Origin of the sequence: Marinomonas foliarum (genome assembly GCF_016906065.1) — a bacterium.
GTDB classification, from domain to species: Bacteria; Pseudomonadota; Gammaproteobacteria; order Pseudomonadales; family Marinomonadaceae; genus Marinomonas; species Marinomonas foliarum.
Window position 1 is genome coordinate 2,309,214 of record NZ_CP070273.1, and the last position, 18,020, is coordinate 2,327,233.

Consider the following 18,020-nt stretch of genomic DNA (forward strand, 5'->3'; position numbering starts at 1 on the left):
AAACTTTTAATGTGAAATATAAACAGCGAATAGGAATGTCAGTATGGATCTTTCAAATTTCACCATCTTATATGTCGACAATGTTCAACGCAGCGTGGATTTTTATCGTTCTTTATTTGAGCGCGAACCGGTAGAAGCCACCGAAAGCTTTGCTTTGTTTGTTTCGGAAACTGGCGCGAAGTTTGGTTTGTGGGTGCGAGAAGATGTTTTTCCAACAGCCAAGGATGTGCCCGCGGGCAGTATGGAAGTGGCGTTAACTCTTGATAACCTGATTACTTTGCAGATTAACTACATCAAATGGCGAGAGTTGGGAGTCGATATTATTCAAGAGCCAACCATCATGGATTTCGGGACTACTTTTACAGCGCTTGATCCAGATGGTCATCGTTTGCGTGTCTATACTCCTGAAAAAGCCAATAATAACTAAGAGTCGGTGATTAACCCGAAAAAGCACCGTCACTATTTATCTAATTGGCGGTGTTTTTTTGATTGAAAAGAAACGTAGTAGATCTTTTTTGGAGATTATTAATCAGAATGAAATGATGGGTTAACTGAAGGCATATTGATCCAGCCGATGAGCAAGCCTAGACTGATCTCATTCAATAAAGCCAATTCAGCGTTTTGCAAGTTGGCTACTTACTCCAGTTTTAGAGGTGAACAACTATGTTACCCACTTATTTTATTTCACACGGCGGCGGCCCTTGGCCTTATATTGCTGACATGCGCGCCATGTTTTCTAATCTTGAAGCGTCTTTGGTTCGAATGACACAAGAATTGCCTGAAAAGCCAAAAGCGATTTTGATGATATCAGGTCATTGGGAACGCAAAACCTTTGGTGTTCAGTCTAACCCTGCGCCTGGAATGGAATACGATTATTACGGTTTTCCTGCACATACTTATGAAGTGAAATACCAAGCCCCTGGCTCGCCAGAGGTGGCTAATCGCGTCGCAGATCTCATTAAAAGTGCAGGCTTTCCGGTGGATCTGGATGACAAAAAAGGTTTTGACCACGGTGCGTTCGCTCCAATGGCCGTGATGTACCCAGAAGCAGATATGCCACTGGTTCAATTGTCACTTAAATCGAACCTAAACCCAGAAGAACATATGGCGTTAGGTCGTGCCTTGGCACCCTTGCGTGAAGAGGGCGTATTGATCGTCGGAAGTGGTTTAAGCTTTCACAACCTTGGGTTAAGAGGCCCGCAAGCCATTAAACCTTCTACTGATTTTGATGCTTGGCTACAAGAAACCTTATTAGAATCCGAGCCAGCCGAGCGCAGTGCTAACATCATTGAGTGGGACAAAGCCCCTTACGCTCGTCTTTGCCATCCACGAGAAGATCATTTGATTCCTCTTATGGTTGCTCTTGGTGCCGCAGAGGATGGCAAAGCCACCTGTGTTTATCATGACGAAGGATTGTTTGGTGGTTGGACGGCGTCTAGCTTTCGCTTTGATTAAGGAAGGTGCGAGCAAGTCCTCTTGCCTCAGCATGTGGATAAAAGCCTGTTGTTCGAGGCGAGTGCCGAATGTGAATAGTGGTTCTATTTGCGAGGTGCTCAACAAAGAATACAGGCTTTTAGGCCATGCCCTGCGGGTCTTTCAGAGAAAACGTCACATGTCGTTGCGACTCTTTGAAAGGTACCTACATTTCTTCAGAGTCGCGCCTTATTTGACGATTTCTCTGAAAGACTGAGGTTTAGTAGACTTATTCGTACCTTCCTTAAGCGTTCTTAGGTTTTTTCGTCGTATATTTTTTGGTGGCTCTAGATCGAAAGCCAGATCTAGCGCCAACTTGTTTGATTCGACCTTTCATTTCCAGCATGGCAATTTTTATCTTCTTATTCGACGTTGCCAGTTTCTTTAACTGCTCTATTTCTTTTAAAGCCTCAGCAAATTGCTTCTGCTTAAGTAAAATCTCAACAATTTCCTGCATGTGGTTGATGACTTCCGTGTGATCCGTGGTGAAGTTAGACAAACTGATTTCAAACGCCTTTCTCGCATTGTTCAATGTCTCATCTGGTTGATCTGTCTGTTCGTTGTTGCGTGTCATTGTGGTCATGAAAGCCTTAGAGGGTAGGTTATATTTGGCGTCTAAAATCGAGTCGTAATACTTGTCGAGGAAGATTTGAAACATTGGCCGAAAAAGTGTGAAGACAGCGCGGATCGAACACAATGATGTCGCCAGCGGTGCCGGTCAATGTGACAACCTTCTGTTCGATGCCATGTAGCGAATTGCCTTCTTCAATGAATCGTTGGATTCGTTGATCAGGAGAACCTTCTTGAATAAGTTTTTGGAACCAAGGGTCTTCTTGAATAAGAGGGTCTAACACCTGATCCATAGGCAATAACGTTACGTCTTTAGGGCTCTCATACAGTCCGCTATTCACCGAAGAAAAAGCGTTTATTAACTCCTCGTTATTGGATGTTCCTAGAGTTTTGGCAAGACGCTCCGCTCGTCGATGAGATCCAGAAATGACGGTTGTCGCCCCCATATCTGCAGTGACATTATCAAGAAACACAAAGACAAATAAACTCCAAGGCTTGGCGTCACCTACCACAGCAGGTTCATCGCAGTGCCAAGATTTATGAGGTACATTCCAAACTGACTCTGAACCTGGAAAGCTTAACAAAGAATACCAAAGGTCTAGCGGGCGCCAAGTGTGATCGACAAATATTTGATCGATAACCGGTTGGATCGCACGCTCGATATCGTCTAATTTCCCTGCGGCTTTGAGCTCTCGCATAATCGACCCCATGCCGTTTAGTCGTTTTGCGCGAGCGTCCCCGATAGGGTTGTTAACATTGGAAAACCAAGTGCTAGGTTTGTCGAGATGAATGTCAAACTTGCGATGCACTTCCTGCCAAAGATGGGTTTGTACATCGGCAAGCATTTCAACATCGACGACATTGGAAAGTTTCAGGACTCCTTTGTTTTGGAAATCTTCTTGTTTAGATAATGTCATCGAATTAGTTTCCCGTTCAGCGTTAGCGTCTCAGTGAGTTCTGTCTAAGACCAATAATACCATTGAGCTCTATTTAAAGAAGGGTTGTAGTCTGAAAAAACACTTGTCTCAAAAAAAGTAGTTTATGCAGACAGTTATGATTACTTCACACCTAAAGGCTTAACAAAGCCCCCCCTTGCTATGTTTGTTGCCGATATGAGCCAGTGCTTTTTGATAAAAAGTCATTAATTAGGTCGATTGACGATTGCTCTGAAAGGATAAAGTCAGCGACCTTTGGATAGTGAAAATTACAGTCATGATTTTGTAAGGCTGGGGGTTGAGTGAAAAGTACTTTGTTATGCTCGCCCATTCGAAGAATGAGGAGATAATTATGAGAGCCACTTTACTTATTATTGCAGTCAGTTTGGTGTCGTTAACGGGTTGCGAGATAAATCGAGTGGGCGGGAAATTTGCTGGCATTGATATCGAAGCAAAGAGCGATGAAGGTCACAAAGATAATGGCTCATCTGGTAAGTTTTGTCCTCCTGGGCAAGCTAAAAAAGGTGGCTGCTAGCACCACATTTAACAATATTACCCATCGTTCAGAGTAAACTGAGATGAATTGAAGTGGTTTCATGTCAGTTTAATGGCGAAGTTTTCTGTTTTTAACATAAATTTTCAAATATTAGACAGAGTAATTTCCTAAAGTTGTCTATGGTTAAGAAACTACCATGCAATCTACGGAGAGAACTCGCATGAACAGAAAAGATGACCGCATAGAACATTTAGTCAGTTTACTCGAAAACTTAGAGAAGGTTTCGCTTCAGGATATTGCCCAAATTCCGCCTTCTCAGCAGCATATACTGGCCGAAAAAATTGAGAGCTTACAGGATGAGCTCAAAGCATTAATGACGGAAGATGAAAAAATCACTCATTGATTTGATGACTTTTGGTCTATGTTTACTTGCCAGATAACCTCTATATTTCAGCATATTCCCGCCAAAAAAAGACCGGCCTAAGCCGGTCAAACGTTCAGAGTACTGGGACAAACAATATAACGAACATTATTCCCAAGAACGAAGTAGGTCATCATAAGAAACCGTAACACCTTGAGGTTTCTCATTGGACAATTTCGCTTTTGGAGAGCCTGGTTGTGCCAACCAGTAAGCTTCGTCACGCGGTTTGTTCATTTTTGGTCCACAGATAGGTTGTACATTAGCGCGTTCTAGACGCTCCATAACCTTATCTTGCGCTGCGGCTAGGCCATTAAGTGCTTCTTGTGGTGTTGCTTCTCCGCTTGCTGCTTGAGAAATGTACTGCCACCAAAGCTGAGCCAGCTTAGGATAATCTGGCACGTTGATCCCAGTTGGTGACCATTGCTTACGCGCTGGCCCTTTGTAGAACTCAACCAAACCGCCTAACTTAGGAGCCGCAGCCGCCATTTCAGGAGAGTTGATGTCGGATTCACGAATAGGAGTTAAGCCTACGAGTGTTTTCTTCAAAGAAACCGTTTTTGCTGTGGTGAACTGAGCGTACAACCATGCCGCTAGGCGACGATCGTCTGGTGTAGAGTTCATGAAAGTCCAAGCACCAACGTCTTGATAACCTTTCTTCATGCCTTCTTCCCAGTATGGTCCAACTGGCGATGGAGCCATGCGCCATTTTGGTGAACCGTCTTCGTTTACAACAGGAAGACCTTTCGTTGTCATGTCCGCTGTAAACGCGGTATACCAGAAAATTTGTTGAGCCACGCCACCTTGAGCTGGCACTGGACCAGATTCAGAGAAGGTCATGCCTTGAGCTTCTGGTGGTGCGTACTTACGTAACCATTCTACGTATTTTGTTGTTGCGTAAACGGCCGCAGGGCCGTTTGTTGCACCACCACGAGAAACGCTTGAGCCTACTGGTGAGCAGGCATCTTTAATACGAATACCCCATTCATCGACAGGTAAACCATTAGGTGTACCCTTGTCGCCAGCACCCGCCATAGAGAACCAAGCATCAGTGAAACGCCAGCCTAGAGAAGGGTCTTTTTTACCGTAATCCATGTGGCCGTATACGCGTTCTCCATCGACGTTTTTAACTTTATCCGTGAAGAATTCGGCAATGTCTTCATAAGCAGACCAGTTAACAGGTACGCCTAGTTCGTAACCGTAAATAGATTTAAATTTCGCTTTTAAATCAGGACGAGCAAACCAGTCAGCACGGAACCAATAAAGGTTGGCAAATTGCTGCGTTGGCAATTGGTAAAGTTTACCATCTGGCCCTGTGGTGAAATCCAAACCGATGAAGTCGGCAAGGTCTAGGGTTGGTGACGTGAAATTTTTACCGTCGCCTTGCATCATGTCAGAGATTGGTACGACTTTGCCGTAGCGGAAATGGGTACCGATCAAGTCGGAATCGTTGACGTAAGCATCGTAGATGTTACGACCAGATTGCATTTGTGTTTGCAGTTTTTCGACAACATCACCTTCTTGGATCAAGTCATGGTTGACCTTGATGCCGGTGATTTCCGTGAAGGCCTTAGCCAATACTTGAGATTCATATTTGTGGGTAGTTAATGTCTCTGACGCCACGTTGATTTCCATACCGCGAAATTTTTTCGCGGCGTCGGTGAACCATTGCATTTCATCAAGCTGCTGTTGCTTGCTTAGTGTTGAAACGGTGAATTCGGTATCTACCCACTTTTTTGCAGCATCTGAGTATGCGTCAGCCCACAAGGTGGCCGAATGCATCATGACTGCAAAGGGTAAGGCGGCGAGTGCAATTTTTTTCTTATTGTAGTGCATGTTTTACCTCAACAAAGTTTAGTTTTTTATGTTCGGCTTCCGTGCCAGATAGATAGTCCATCAGTTCTTACTGAGAGAGACGCTGACTAGCCCCATCGCATTAGGATAAGCATCCAAAATGCACATAGGACGGTTGCCACCGCGATGTTCACATCCGTTAACGCAACGAATGCAAGGTGGATAAAAGCACTGCTAAGCAGGCCTATGAATAAGCGATCACCGCGGGTGGTTACCAGTGGCAAAAAGCCACGGCGTTCTACACAAGGTGAAATTACTTGCCATGTGGTCATACCGACCAAGATCACAGCAATGCCGATAAAAAACAGGGCAGTAGGTAATGTCCAAGACATCCAAGCCATAATAATTCTCCTTACACTCGACCAAGGGCAAAGCCCTTCGCCACATGGTTACGAACGAAGTAAATGACCAGCATTCCCGGAATAATTGTCAGTACACCTGCAGCCGCGAGCAGCCCCCAATCCATCCCTGAAGCAGACACTGTTCTCGTCATAATGGCAGCGATTGGTTTTGCTTCGACTGACGTTAATGTTCTCGCTAGCAATAGTTCTACCCAAGAGAACATGAAGCAGAAGAAGGCCGTTACACCGATACCTGAGCGAATCAAAGGAATGAAGATGCGTACGAAGAATTTCGGAAACGAGTAGCCATCTATGTACGCTGTTTCGTCAATTTCACGAGGCACGCCACTCATAAAACCTTCCAGTATCCACACTGCTAATGGCACAGTGAAAATACAGTGCGCTAGCGCCACGGCAATATGGGTGTCGAACAAACCCACTGACGAATAAAGCTGGAAGAAAGGCAGTAAGAAAACCGCAGGTGGTGCCATACGATTAGATAGCAGCCAGAAGAACATGTGCTTATCGCCAATGAACTTATAGCGGCTAAAGGCATAAGCAGCGGGTAAGGCAACCAGTAGACTGATAACCATATTCATGGATACGTAAAAAATTGAGTTTACGTAACCCATGTACCAAGTTGGGTCGCCAAATATCTTGGCGTAGTTTGCCAAAGTGAAATCCGCTGGGACAAAAGATAATCCGCTAAGAATTTCGGTATTGGTTTTAAATGACATGTTGATTAGCCAATAAATTGGCAGCAATAACAGAATCAAATACAGCACCAAGCCAAAGCGACCTCTAAGATGCGCGTTACGGGTTTTGCGCTCAGCTCGGCTATATACCGGAGCTTGCTCTTTTGTACCTGTATTGTGGCGCGTCATTGATGTTTTTAATTGCGTCATGATCCGCTCCTACTTGTCTTTTTGCATGTTCATGATGGTGGTGTAGAACACCCAACACACGAGCAAGATGATTAAGAAGTACACCAGTGAGAACGCCGCTGCAGGGCCAAGATCAAACTGGCCGATGGCTTGCTGTACCAAGGACTGACTCAAGAAAGTCGTAGAGCTACCTGGGCCACCGCCTGTTAGTACAAAAGGCTCGGTGTAAATCATGAAGGAATCCATAAAGCGTAATAACACACCAATAATCAGTACGTTAGTAAGCTTAGGCAGCTGGATGTAACGGAATACTGCCCAGCGAGACGCTTGGTCGATACGCGCCGCTTGGTAATAGACTTCAGGAATTGCTCGCAGACCTGAATAGCACAACAAGGCAACCAAAGGTGTCCAATGCCACACGTCCATCAAGACTACGGTTAACCAAGCGTCAGTAGGATCAGATGCATAGTTGTAATCGACACCGATACTACTCATAAAGGCTCCGAACAAACCTATGTCAGCACGACCGAAGATTTGCCAAATTGTGCCTACCACGTTCCATGGAATCAGCAGGGGAATCGCCACCAAAATCAAAGCCAAAGAGGCGCCGCGACCTTTAGTTGGCATCATCAAGGCAACACAAATACCCAGCGGTACTTCAATGATAAGAATGGTGAATGAGTAGATAAACTGACGCAGCAGGGCTTCATGTAAGCGGCTGTCTAGCATCACTTGCTTGAACCACTCTGTACCGACAAAGTAACGCGTATAAGGGTCAAAAATATCCTGTACCGAATAGTTCACCACAGTCATCAACGGAATGATGGCAGAAAAAGCAACGATGAGGAAAACGGGCATAACAAGGAACCATGCCTTGTTGTTCTCGACTTTAGTTTGCATGGTCGGTCTCCTTGTTCTGGTGCGCTGTGTCTGTTTGACCGTCTACATCAACCAGATATTCGTCCACATAGACCTTGGTCCATTGTTCCGGAAAGCTCACATAAATTTGGCCTGATGGGATTTTTTGGTCTTCGCTCAAGCGTGCCTTCATTACTTGCCCATGGAACATGAAAGACAGAATCTTGTAGGTACCAAGGTCTTCTACGTAATCTACGTCGACAGAAAAGGCGTCGTCGTTTTTACCATCCCACACATGGACAAATTCAGGACGAATGCCCAAAGTGACCTTGTTGGCTCCCATGGCTTTTAAACGCGTTAGCATGGCCTCGCTGACGGAGATTTTATGATCGCCAAACATTAGCGCTGCTTTTTCGTCTTGGCTTTTGAGTTCTGCCTCAAAAAAGTTCATACCTGGGCTGCCAATAAAGTAGCCAACAAAAGTATGTGCAGGTTTTTCGAATAACTCTCGTGGCGTGCCGAATTGGACGATTTGCCCGTTGTACATCACGGCGATTTTATCTGCAAAAGTAGAGGCTTCTAGCTGATCGTGCGTCACATATACCATGGTGATGTTGAACTGTTCATGGATTTGCTTGAGCTTACGACGTAATTTCCATTTCAGCTGAGGATCGATAACGGTAAGAGGCTCATCAAACAAAATTGCTGATACATCGTCACGTACTAAGCCACGTCCCATGGATACTTTTTGTTTTTGATCCGCTGACAAACCTTTGGCTTTACGCTTTAGCTGGTCAGACAGTTCAAGAATTTCGGCAACTTCGTAGACTTTCGACTTCACCTTGTATTCTGGTACGCCAATATTGCGTAGAGGAAAGGCCAAGTTATCAAACACTGTCATGGTGTCGTACACCACTGGGAATTGGAAAACCTGCGCGATATTGCGCTCTTCGGGTTTTAATTCGTTTACGCGTTTGCCGTCAAATAATACCTCCCCGTTAGAAGGTTTTAGCAGGCCCGAAATAATATTCAGTAGTGTGGATTTACCGCAGCCAGATGGGCCAAGTAGGGCAAAGGCTCCGCCTTGTTCCCAAACGTGAGACATTTCGCGGATGGCGTAGTCTTCTGGCTTGGTTGGATTATCGGTATAAGTATGCGCTAAGGCATTTAAGGTAATAGAAGCCATGATTATTGATCCCTCATTCGTGCTGGGGAATGCACCATCTTGCCTTGAGCGTCAAAGGCGTACAGCTTGTGCGTCGGGAAATAGACTTTAATTTCTTGATCCACTTGGTAAGCGTGAACCCCAGATAAATGCAGTACTAAATCAAAATGGGGGTTGTGAACATGCAAGAAGGTTTCTGATCCACTGATCTCCGCCAAATCAACTCGGACAGGCAACTCTAAATCATCGTCAGAGTGTGGCACCAAACCTATGTGCGAAGCGCGCACACCAAATTGATATTCACCAGGAGTCAGGCGGCGCAAATCGCTGTTCAAACGGAAATGGACAGTGTCGTCGAAAGTGACTTCTTCTTCGCTGACGCGACCAGGAACCACGTTGATTGGTGGTTCAGAGAACATCTCTGCAGTGATAATGTCTTTTGGCTGGTGATAAACCTCAGCAGTTGGCCCCATTTGCAGCAAGCGACCTTCGTTTAAAACAGCGGTGTTGCCACCCAGAGCCAAGGCTTCGTTCGGTTCGGTTGTGGCGTAAATAGCGATACAGTTACGGGCTTTGAACAAGGCGCGTAATTCTTGGCGTAGCTCTTCGCGTAATTTGTAATCGAGGTTAACCAGAGGTTCATCGAATAAGATAATTTGCGAGTCTTTCACCAAGGCTCTCGCCATGGCGGTACGCTGTTGCTGGCCACCGGAAAGTTGCAGTGGCAAACGATCAAGGAAAGGATCGATGCGAAGCATTTCTGCGGTTTCACGTACACGGCGGTCGACTTCTTTTTCATCCATCTTTGCCAAGCGAAGTGGCGACGCGATGTTTTCGTAAACCGTAAGATTGGGGTAATTGATGAACTGTTGGTACACCATGGAAATGTTGCGTTCGCGAACAGGCACACCTGTTACGTCCACTCCATTCATGAGGATTTTTCCTTTGGTAGGTCGATCAAGACCCGCCATGAGGCGCATTAGCGTCGTTTTACCGGACAGAGTGCGTCCAAGTAGAACGTTGAAAGAGCCGGGTTCGAGAGATAAATTTACATCATCGATCCACGTCTCGCCTTCAACAACGCGCGATACATTCTGCAGCGTCAGAGACATTGTAAGTACCTTTTTTGTTGTTATTGTTTTCTTGTGTGAACATCTTGTGTCTTTCGCAAGGCTCAAAAATGAACGCACAGTAATTTTGTCTGTATGTTGTAAATACTTACAAAAGCCGTGCCAAAAATATTTCTATACTTCTGGTAAGATATAACTCATTGAAAAATATTGGTTTTATTATGATTTTTAGTTGGGTTTGGTGGTTTTCACTTTCGAAAAAGGACTGTTCACGAGTGTTCAAAGTGTTTACAGTCTGCCAACTACAGTGAACATTTCATGCACACTCCGAGGGATCTCCTTGAGGTGTTGGAGTAGGAAATGCAAGACGAAGAAGAACAAAAACAACAACAAAGTGCTGCCGTATCTGCCGTCATAGACTCTGGATCGGAAACGAATTTGACGCAAACTCACAAAGAGCGAATTCAAGCGTCTTGGTATCGTTGCGAGCAATTTGGCTTGGATCACAGCAGTCGACCCGATTTCGCGACCTTGCCAAAAGGTTCGTTAACAGATCTGATAGATCAGCATCGTAGCTTGCTCGAAACCACAGAAAACGAAGTGTTGCCGTATTACGAAAATATTCTGAGCAATTCGGCGTGTATGATCGTTTTGGCGGACCGCCAAGGTCATGTACTGAATACTTGGGGGCAACCGCGTTTTGGCAGTGCTGCACAGCATGGTTTGGTAGGCGGGAACCAATGGACCGAAATGGGGGTTGGCACCAATGCGATTGGTACCGCTCTGATTACTGGCGAAGCGATTCAAGTGGGTCGAGATGAACACTTCTTACGTGCTAATCGTTTTATGGTTGGCTCGGCATCGCCTATCTACAACACCAAAAACGATTTGGTTGGTGTGTTGGACATCTCATCAGACGCGTATCTGCCTCAAGATCATACTTTTGGCATGGTCAAACTCATGTCGTTGAGTGTGGAGAACCGCCTGATATTTTCCGCCTTTCAACAAGAGCATTTCATTCTTAGTTTTAATACCAATGTGGTCAGTTTAGACAGTCATTGGTCTGGTATTTTGGTGCTGGATGAAAACGGTACGATTGTCTCTGCTAACCGTCGTGCAGAAGTGGTTCTCGCTCAGGACTTGGCGTTGCTCAACATTAATCAAATATTTGATATCGAAATGCGTGAGATCAAACATCATCCTTTTAGTTTGCCGATGAAGTTGATTGCCATGGGGCGCTATCAGTTTTACGTTAAAGTGATTCCTCCCGTACAGCAAATCATGCGCATACCAGACTTTCGTCAGCGAGCAGATTATGTTGCACCATCACAGCCAGAAGCCATTGTTATGAATGAAAAAAATCCACCAGTTGAAAAGGTGAAGAAGCCGGAAGAACTGTCGTTTAAAGCGATTCCAGATAACGTCATTCCACTGGCTGAATTACAACATGGCGACGATCGAGTCGAGCGTTTAGTGCGCCAAGCTCATAAGATTATGGAAAAAGATATTCCTATCTTGATTCATGGTGAAACGGGCGCTGGTAAAGAGATATTTGTACGCAGTTTGCACTATCACAGCTCTCGTGCCAAAGAGATGTTAGTGGCGGTAAATTGTGCTGCCATTCCTGCTGAATTGGTAGAGTCTGAACTTTTTGGTTATGAAAAAGGCGCTTTTACTGGTGCGCAAAATCGAGGCTCAATAGGTCTGATTCGTCGCGCGCATCACGGCACATTATTTCTCGATGAAATTGGTGAAATGCCCATGGCTGTGCAGTCGCGTTTGTTGCGGGTTTTGCAAGAAAGAGTGGTCACGCCATTGGGTTCTACTGAAGCCTTTCCGGTGGACATTAAACTGATTTCCGCCACCAATCGAATCTTAAAAGAAGAAGTGAAAGAAGGGCGTTTTCGCCAAGATTTATACTATCGAATTTCAGGTATGAACATCGAACTACCCGCTTTGCGCGAGCGCACTGACAAAGCGGCATTGATCAAATACCTTCATGAGCGTTTACGCAAAGAAGAACCAGGCCCAGCTTTGTCGCAAGCTATGTTGGACTTACTGGTGACGCATCCATGGCCGGGTAACATGCGCCAACTTGCTCATGTATTAAAAGTCGGCATGGCAATGGCCGATGAGGAAGAGCTAGAAGAATGGCATTTACCTGATGATTTCTTTGATGACCTCGATGCCATGGGACAAGTTGATGATTCAACATCATCAAAGGCTGGTAGTGAACAAGATGAACCGTTAGAAGACTTGATACCTAGGCTGTTAAATGAATTCAAAGGCAATGTCTCGCAAACCGCCAAAACCGCAGGAGTGAGCCGCAATACGGTTTATAAATATGCGAAGCCTAAAGAAAGTGATGCCTAAGCTGACAATGTCATCCCTGTTTTAACCTCTGTGGTTAAAACAGGGATCGGTATACTATCTAGCCACTTTTGCGACAGCTTCAATTTCAATTAAAATCTCTGGGGAAGCCAAAGAGGCAACGCCAATCCCCGTTAATGCAGGGCGTGAGGTACCTAGTGTGCTGGCGATAATAGGGACGATGTCTTCCATATGGTCTGCAACCTCACCACGCACATAGACTCGTAGCTGCAGGATATTTTCGACTGAGGAATTTGCCTCTTCTAGCACCGTGATTAAGTGTTTTGCTGCATTGGCAGTTTGCGTTTTCATGTCGTGATTATGAGTTTGAAAATCGGTGTCCCAGTCGACTTGCCCTGAAATAAAAACCAATCCCGCATCGTTATCTACCGTGGCTTGTGACATACCCGTTGCTGCACCATCATACAAGGATAGTGGATTAATGCGTTTAATGGACATAAAGACCTCTACATAGTGTTTAAAGTGACGCTAGGGTAGAGGTGAGTGGGGCGTTTGGCGATAAAGCTAAGCTTGTTGCTCATACAAGCGAAGATCATTTTTAATGAGCAAACTTCTTCTGGATGCTATCTAGTAACCAGCTAATTAATGGGTCATGTTTTGCGTTTGGGTGATAGGCAGCTACGACTTGATAACCTGGTGGGTATTTTTCTAATGGAAGCTCAACTAGTCCTTCGTAAGGTAATAGTCTCGAAGGAATGAATCCCACCATGTTTGACTGTTTTAAGGTTTCTTTCGCCATATGAAAGGAAGGGGCAGATACGGCAACATGACGTGGAAAACCTTGTTGTTCAAACCAAGTATCAGCAGAGCCTATAAAGCTGCCAACGCCAGGCGAAACAATGACGAAGTCGTGTGTGGTTAATTGTTCTAGTGATAGGCCATGAGTACGTTCAATGGATTTATTCGCTGTTACGCATAGGTATTTTTCGGTAAATAACGGCGTTGAAATCAATCCTTCGGGAGCATAGGCGCTGGTGGTAAAAGCAATATCTATTGAGCCTTGATGGATTTTTTTGGTTAGGTTGGCGTGTTCGATATTGGTAACGATCACTTTTACTTTAGGAGCGTACTGTCTAAGCTCTCTAATGAGCTCGGTGACGATCACTTCTTGGGTGTAGTCTGTTGCACAGATAACCAGTGTTCTTTCTGCTTCCTGTGGTGAAAACGCTTTTGCCAGAGGGATGCTATTTATGTAGGTTAATATTTTTTCGATGTGTTGCTCTATCTCTTTGGCGTAGGGTGTTGGAATCATTCCATGCCCTGTTCTAACAAAGAGTTGATCACCAAGAATGCTTCTTATTTTTTTAAGTTGAAGACTGACAGCCTGTTGAGAAACACTTAAATGTTCTGCCGCTGCTGAAATATTGCCGAACTGATAAAGAGCGCTTAATGTTCTAAGATGATTTATTTCAAGTTTATCTATCATGCGCGTCTCGTTGGCTATTAGTAGTACAGATAGGTGTATAGATGTTATTAATAGTTGCTAAATGATCGTTTTCAATACTTTTTTCTATGTAAAACACTCTGGAGTGAATGGCATGTTGCGTCAATGTTTCTTAGGGATTATCTGTGTTTTGTCATTAGCTTCTTGCAGTTCTCATTCTATTCAAGATGAACAAACTCGGCAGGCTAGTGTTAGTTTGCCTTTATTACATGGCTGGCATGATGACAAAGAGGTGCTCTACATAACAACCGACGTATCAGACCAAGCGGTGGCCAAAGCCAAAAATGCCAATTATGCGCCTCGGTTACGTGATGCTGTGCCGAATTACCCGAAACCACCCCAAGTGAAAACTGTGCTAGAGCGTGTGTATGCATTTCCGAATCAAGAGCAAGCTTGGAGCGTATTTGCGTCGGTTCCAGAGCCATTAGGTTATGAAAGCCAAGACACTCATTACTCGCCACTTTGGTTGATGTACGTCGTGGTATGGAAAGATCCAAGCAAGGCAACAGAATTGACATCTGAAGAAGCGATTTTTACGGCAGAAGATCAGGGGTTGGTTACCATCGAACGAACCGATGTCGTGCTTAATTGTCCGGTCATTCCGTTTTCTCTTGTTGAATAGCACTCAATTATAGAACGCTCTATTTAGGGCGTTCTTGTCTTTGAATATCCACTCCCAGTCGTTACTTAACACTCCCAATCCTGAGGCTCGTCCATCCCTTTAAATGAATAAAATTCAATGTGGTTAAGTTTAATTCATTTTTATTCATGATAATGGTTGCGTATAAATGTACTCATAGAGTCATTAGACAGATCGCCAATAATCAAAAACTGGCAAGTGAGAACAAGGAAGAGATCCTTATTTCACTTCAGAAAATAGGATACGAGGTCACCATGAGTAACGAATTTATCTTTACCATTAAGCGTATTTGCTTCGATGAAAATTACCGCCCTGCAGACAATACGCGCATCACAACGAACTTTGCGAATTTGGCTAGAGGAGAGAGACGACAAGAAAATCTTCGTGATGCATTGAGGATGATTAACAACCGTTTTAATGCGCTGGCGCATTGGGATAATGCAAAGGGAAATCGTTACTCTGTTGAACTTGAAATCATTTCGGTTGATGTTGATATCGAAGGAAAAGGCCAGTCCTTTCCAACCATTGAAATCTTGAAGACGAATATTTTTGATCATCATACTGAGCAGCGTATCGAAGGTATTGTAGGAAACAATTTCTCTTCTTATGTGCGTGATTATGACTTCAGCGTCTTGCTACCAAACCACAACAAAGACCAAGCGGAATTTAGTATTCCTGATAACTTCGGTGAGTTACATGGAAAGCTCTTTAAAAGTTTTGTGACATCGGACAGCTTTAAAGAAAACTTTACTAAGCCACCTGTTATTTGTCTGAGTGTTTCCGACAATAAAACGTACCAGCGTACAGGAAATCAGCACCCAGTTCTGGGGGTAGAATATCAACCAAATGGCACCTCTTTGACCGAGCAATACTTTCAGAAGATGGGCTTACAGGTTCGATACTTTATGCCTGCCAACAGCGCTGCGCCATTGGCTTTTTATTTTGTGGGAGATTTGCTTAACGACTACACCAACCTTGAGCTTATTGGCACCATCAGCACGATGGAGACCTTCCAGAAAATCTACCGGCCAGAAATTTATAATGCCAACGCGGTTGCTGGAAAGAGCTATCAACCTAACTTAAAAAACCTCGACCACTCTTTAACGCAAATTGTTTATGACCGTGAAGAACGCAGTCAGTTGGCGAGTGAACAAGGCAAATTTGCTGAGCAGAATTTCATAAAGCCATATCAAAAGGTACTTGAGCAGTGGTCTGCTAATTGCGCATAAACGCGACCCTTAATGGTTATTTTTCAAACATTACATTTAATAAATGGCATTCTTTATTATGAAAACAGATATTGAAAAAACAGTTGCTAACAACACACTGCTACCGACTTCAACCGCTGGCAGCTTACCGAAGCCCACATGGCTTGCAGAGCCAGAAACCCTTTGGTCTCCTTGGAAATTGGAAGGCGATCAATTAGTTGATGGTAAACAGGATGCACTGCGCATCTCGCTTCAAGAGCAACAGCAAGCGGGCATTGATATTGTCAGTGACGGTGAACAAACGCGCCAACACTTTGTTACCACTTTTATTGAGCATCTTAGCGGCGTTGATTTTGAGAATCGTCAGACAGTAAGAATTCGTGATCGCTATGACGCGAGCGTACCTACTGTCGTTGGTCCTGTTAGTCGTATCAAGCCAGTGTTTGTTGAAGATGCTAAATTTTTGCGTCAGCAAACCAAGCAACCGATTAAATGGGCGCTGCCAGGCCCAATGACCATGATTGATACACTTTATGATGATCATTATAAAAGCCGAGAAAAGCTCGCATGGGAATTTGCCAAAATTCTCAACCAAGAAGCAAAAGAATTAGAAGCAGCTGGTGTGGATATCATCCAATTTGATGAGCCCGCGTTTAATGTGTTTTTTGATGATGTGAATGATTGGGGCATCGCAACCTTAGAAAGAGCCATCGAAGGTCTTAAATGCGAAACGGCGGTGCATATTTGTTATGGCTACGGCATTAAAGCCAATACGGATTGGAAAAAGACGCTTGGGTCTGAATGGCGACAATATGAAGAAGCCTTCCCTAAGCTGCAACAATCCAGCATCGATATTATTTCGCTTGAATGCCATAACTCGCATGTGCCCATGGAGTTGCTTGAGCTGATTCGCGGTAAGAAAGTCATGGTTGGCGCAATCGACGTAGCAAACCATGCCATTGAGACACCAGAAGAAGTGGCCAATACTCTGCGAAAAGCGCTACAGTTTGTCGATGCCGACAAGCTTTATCCTTGTACTAACTGTGGCATGGCTCCGCTGCCTCGTGCCGTGGCAAGAGGCAAGCTACATGCCTTGAGTGCTGGCGCAGACATTATTCGAAAAGAGCTGGCTTTGTTGTCGAATTAATTGGCCTCAATCGTAAAAATCCCGTTCGAATTGACATATCGAAACGGGATTATCTTGGCTTTCTAAATCTGCTTTTTTAAATAAGTGTAACTAAAGCTCGTTTTACTCTGACACAAACTCGATGTAACTGGCTCTAACTGCAAGGTTATTTTCAAGCAAAAATTTCGACGGAGGTTGACCAGTATGTTTGCTAAAAGCAGAGCTAAACGCACTGGCAGATTGGTAACCTATCCTTTCGGCAATAGTGGCCATAGTATACTTTTGGCGCCTTAAAAGATCTTTCGCAATCGCCATACGCCATGCAATGACATATTCCATTGGTGTACAACCCACAGCTTTGTTAAAGCGTTGAAAAAAAGCGGAGCGGGACAATGAGGCCTCCTTTGCTAATTCATCGATCGTCCATGATTGACTCACATCTTGATGAATTTTTCGGATCGCAATGGCAAGCCGTTCATCGGCTAAACCGACTAACAAACTAGGAACTTCTGGCGTGTCCATCTTCGTTCTAAAAGCTTCAATCAGCAGAATTTCTAATAATCGAGCCAATACAGAATCACGGCCGGGGCGTTGCGCCAAGGATTCCTCAATAACAAGCTCTACCAGCGTGGTGAGTCTTTTTGCTTCGCGCAGGTGAACAAGTTTCGGAAGAAGCGATACCAGTATTTTTGAATCTGGCGCCTCAAATTGACAATGGCCAATAAGTAAATGCGCATTCAACTCTTGCTCTGCTTCACCTACAAAATAGGTACTAGCAGCCGTTTTAATGGGCACAGTATCGGCTTCTGTCAGTGCTAGAGGATGACTGCTGGCTACCGTAAAAGCATGTGCTTCAGGAACAAGGACAAAATCGCCAGCGGTTAGATAAATCGATTCTTCGCCTTTTAATGTGAACTCGCAATTTCCCTCTAGCACAACACAATAGAACGGATTACCGATTTCTTCGCGTCTAATACGCCACTTGCCTGCGGCATGGACTACCTTGGAAAAAGCGGCTTTTGGTTGCAATAGGGTCACAATACTCGAAAGAGGATCTATCATTTAAATACTATTGGTAATGTTATGTGGATTTTTCATTATATATTGTACATGCACCTTTAGATAGAGTTAACACCTCAATCGCTTA

19 protein-coding genes are annotated in these 18,020 nt (G+C 44.4%); 8 read left to right on the forward strand and 11 right to left on the reverse strand.

The window, feature by feature from the left end:
• Positions 1–43: 43 nt before the first annotated feature.
• On the forward strand, positions 44–427 hold the full coding sequence (locus JSY38_RS10610; RefSeq protein WP_114413334.1) for a VOC family protein: 384 nt from the start codon (positions 44–46) through the stop codon (positions 425–427).
• A 236-nt stretch (positions 428–663) separates the two neighbouring features.
• On the forward strand, positions 664–1,455 hold the full coding sequence (locus JSY38_RS10615; protein ID WP_205113205.1) for a DODA-type extradiol aromatic ring-opening family dioxygenase: 792 nt from the start codon (positions 664–666) through the stop codon (positions 1,453–1,455).
• A gap of 262 nt (positions 1,456–1,717) precedes the next feature.
• Here the strand turns inward: JSY38_RS10615 and JSY38_RS10620 are convergent, their stop codons facing one another.
• Both JSY38_RS10620 and JSY38_RS10625 read right to left on the reverse strand, forming a co-directional pair.
• Positions 1,718–2,056, reverse strand: coding sequence for a hypothetical protein (locus tag JSY38_RS10620; protein ID WP_205113206.1), 339 nt, complete (start codon positions 2,054–2,056; stop codon positions 1,718–1,720).
• A 19-nt stretch (positions 2,057–2,075) separates the two neighbouring features.
• Entirely contained in the window at positions 2,076–2,960 is an 885-nt protein-coding gene (locus tag JSY38_RS10625; protein ID WP_205113207.1) for a phytanoyl-CoA dioxygenase family protein, read from the reverse strand.
• 370 nt (positions 2,961–3,330) lie between these two features.
• On the opposite strand from JSY38_RS10625, the gene JSY38_RS10630 reads away from it, so the two are divergent.
• Positions 3,331–3,513: a hypothetical protein gene (locus JSY38_RS10630; protein WP_114413330.1), complete on the forward strand. Its 183-nt coding sequence runs from the start codon at positions 3,331–3,333 to the stop codon at positions 3,511–3,513.
• Positions 3,514–3,694: 181 nt separating this feature from the next.
• Complete coding sequence (locus JSY38_RS10635) at positions 3,695–3,877, forward strand: hypothetical protein (RefSeq protein ID WP_114413329.1); 183 nt, start codon at positions 3,695–3,697, stop codon at positions 3,875–3,877.
• A 126-nt stretch (positions 3,878–4,003) separates the two neighbouring features.
• Here the strand turns inward: JSY38_RS10635 and JSY38_RS10640 are convergent, their stop codons facing one another.
• The 6 genes from JSY38_RS10640 to JSY38_RS10665 all read right to left on the reverse strand — a co-directional run bounded on the left by JSY38_RS10640 (position 4,004) and on the right by JSY38_RS10665 (position 10,106).
• Positions 4,004–5,728 carry an ABC transporter substrate-binding protein gene (locus JSY38_RS10640; RefSeq protein WP_205113208.1) on the reverse strand — a complete coding sequence of 575 codons (1,725 nt, stop codon included), beginning with the start codon at positions 5,726–5,728 and terminating at the stop codon, positions 4,004–4,006.
• Positions 5,729–5,814: 86 nt separating this feature from the next.
• Positions 5,815–6,087 carry a DUF2160 domain-containing protein gene (locus tag JSY38_RS10645; RefSeq protein WP_205113209.1) on the reverse strand — a complete coding sequence of 91 codons (273 nt, stop codon included), beginning with the start codon at positions 6,085–6,087 and terminating at the stop codon, positions 5,815–5,817.
• 11 nt (positions 6,088–6,098) lie between these two features.
• A complete protein-coding gene (locus JSY38_RS10650; RefSeq protein WP_476738610.1) occupies positions 6,099–6,971 on the reverse strand; it encodes a carbohydrate ABC transporter permease in 873 nt (290 codons plus the stop codon).
• Positions 6,972–7,001: 30 nt separating this feature from the next.
• On the reverse strand, positions 7,002–7,871 hold the full coding sequence (locus tag JSY38_RS10655) for a carbohydrate ABC transporter permease (RefSeq protein ID WP_110574667.1): 870 nt from the start codon (positions 7,869–7,871) through the stop codon (positions 7,002–7,004).
• Positions 7,861–9,015, reverse strand: coding sequence for an ABC transporter ATP-binding protein (locus JSY38_RS10660; protein ID WP_205113210.1), 1,155 nt, complete (start codon positions 9,013–9,015; stop codon positions 7,861–7,863). Before JSY38_RS10660 ends, JSY38_RS10655 begins: the two co-directional genes overlap by 11 nt.
• Before the next feature lie 2 nt (positions 9,016–9,017).
• Positions 9,018–10,106, reverse strand: coding sequence for an ABC transporter ATP-binding protein (locus tag JSY38_RS10665; protein ID WP_114413324.1), 1,089 nt, complete (start codon positions 10,104–10,106; stop codon positions 9,018–9,020).
• Positions 10,107–10,424: 318 nt separating this feature from the next.
• On the opposite strand from JSY38_RS10665, the gene JSY38_RS10670 reads away from it, so the two are divergent.
• A complete protein-coding gene (locus JSY38_RS10670) occupies positions 10,425–12,437 on the forward strand; it encodes a sigma-54-dependent Fis family transcriptional regulator (RefSeq protein ID WP_205113211.1) in 2,013 nt (670 codons plus the stop codon).
• Positions 12,438–12,491: 54 nt separating this feature from the next.
• Here the strand turns inward: JSY38_RS10670 and JSY38_RS10675 are convergent, their stop codons facing one another.
• Together JSY38_RS10675 and JSY38_RS10680 are read right to left on the reverse strand one after the other, a co-directional pair.
• Positions 12,492–12,893, reverse strand: coding sequence for a RidA family protein (locus JSY38_RS10675; RefSeq protein WP_205113212.1), 402 nt, complete (start codon positions 12,891–12,893; stop codon positions 12,492–12,494).
• A 100-nt stretch (positions 12,894–12,993) separates the two neighbouring features.
• Positions 12,994–13,881, reverse strand: coding sequence for a LysR family transcriptional regulator (locus JSY38_RS10680; protein WP_205113213.1), 888 nt, complete (start codon positions 13,879–13,881; stop codon positions 12,994–12,996).
• 112 nt (positions 13,882–13,993) lie between these two features.
• Between JSY38_RS10680 and JSY38_RS10685 the strand changes: the two genes are divergently transcribed.
• From JSY38_RS10685 to JSY38_RS10695, 3 genes are all read left to right on the forward strand, one after another.
• The gene (locus JSY38_RS10685; RefSeq protein ID WP_205113214.1) at positions 13,994–14,521 is read left to right on the forward strand and encodes a DUF7482 domain-containing protein; all 528 of its coding nucleotides are present in this window, start codon (positions 13,994–13,996) and stop codon (positions 14,519–14,521) included.
• Positions 14,522–14,793: 272 nt separating this feature from the next.
• On the forward strand, positions 14,794–15,768 hold the full coding sequence (locus JSY38_RS10690; protein WP_205113215.1) for a DUF1852 domain-containing protein: 975 nt from the start codon (positions 14,794–14,796) through the stop codon (positions 15,766–15,768).
• A 58-nt stretch (positions 15,769–15,826) separates the two neighbouring features.
• On the forward strand, positions 15,827–16,894 hold the full coding sequence (locus JSY38_RS10695) for a methionine synthase (protein ID WP_205113216.1): 1,068 nt from the start codon (positions 15,827–15,829) through the stop codon (positions 16,892–16,894).
• A gap of 102 nt (positions 16,895–16,996) precedes the next feature.
• Here JSY38_RS10695 and JSY38_RS10700 read toward each other — a convergent pair whose 3' ends face one another.
• Positions 16,997–17,935, reverse strand: coding sequence for an AraC family transcriptional regulator (locus JSY38_RS10700; protein ID WP_205113217.1), 939 nt, complete (start codon positions 17,933–17,935; stop codon positions 16,997–16,999).
• Positions 17,936–18,020: the final 85 nt, after the last annotated feature.